The following is a 958-nucleotide window of genomic DNA, read 5'->3' on the forward strand; positions in this document are numbered from 1 at the left end:
CGTGTTCGCCGCCGCGCTGGACGAGATCTGTGCGCACTTCGACCGGGAGTTGGACCGGCCTCTGCGTGAGGTGATGTTCGCCGAGCCCGGTGAGCAGGCTCTGCTGGACCACACCGCCTACACCCAGCCCGCCCTGTTCGCCCTCGAAGTCGCCCTCTTCCGGCTGCTGGAGTCCTGGGGCATCCACCCCGACCTCGTCACCGGACACTCCATCGGCGAACTCGCCGCCGCCCACACCGCAGGCCTGTGGTCACTGGCCGACGCCTGCACCGTCGTCGCCGCCCGCGGCCGACTCATGCAACAACTCCCGCCCGGCGGCACCATGATCGCCATCGAAGCACCCGAGACCGACGTCCTGCCCCTGCTCGCCGGACACGAAGAGCACGTGGCGATCGCCGCCGTCAACGGACCCCGCGCCACCGTCATCAGCGGCACCGAGCACATCGTCGAGGACATCGCCGCCCAGCTCTCCGCAGGCGGCCACCGCACCCGGCGTCTGAAGGTCAGCCACGCCTTCCACTCCCCCCACATGGACCCCATGCTCGACCAGTTCCGGCAGGTCCTGGACAGTGTGGAGTTCCACCCGACGCGGCTGGCGCTGCCCGCCGGACAGGCGGTGCGCGACCCCGAGTACTGGGTCCGCCACATCCGCGACGCCGTCCGCTTCGCCGACCAGATCACCTGGCTCGAACAGCACGACACCACCCGCTACCTGGAAATCGGCCCCGGCGGCGTCCTCACCGCCCTCGCCCAGGACACCGTCACCCGCACCGACACCCTCCTCCTGCCCAGCCTGGTCAAGAACCTCGACGAGACCCACGCCCTCACCCGCGCCACAGCCGAACTCCACGTCAACGGGACACCCGTCGACTGGCAGGCCTTCTTCACCGGCCGGGGGAACACGCCGCGCCGGGTCGACCTGCCGACGTACGCCTTCCAGCGCCGCCGGTACTGGCTC

At 70.6% G+C, this 958-nt stretch carries 1 protein-coding gene; it reads left to right on the forward strand.

Annotated elements, in window-relative coordinates; all coding sequences use genetic code 11:
* A partial coding sequence (locus IE172_RS22460) for an acyltransferase domain-containing protein (protein WP_190099080.1) occupies window positions 1-958 on the forward strand: 958 nt, incomplete at both ends.

It is taken from the genome of Streptomyces griseoflavus, from assembly GCF_014649995.1.
Taxonomy (GTDB): domain Bacteria; phylum Actinomycetota; class Actinomycetes; order Streptomycetales; family Streptomycetaceae; genus Streptomyces; species Streptomyces griseoflavus.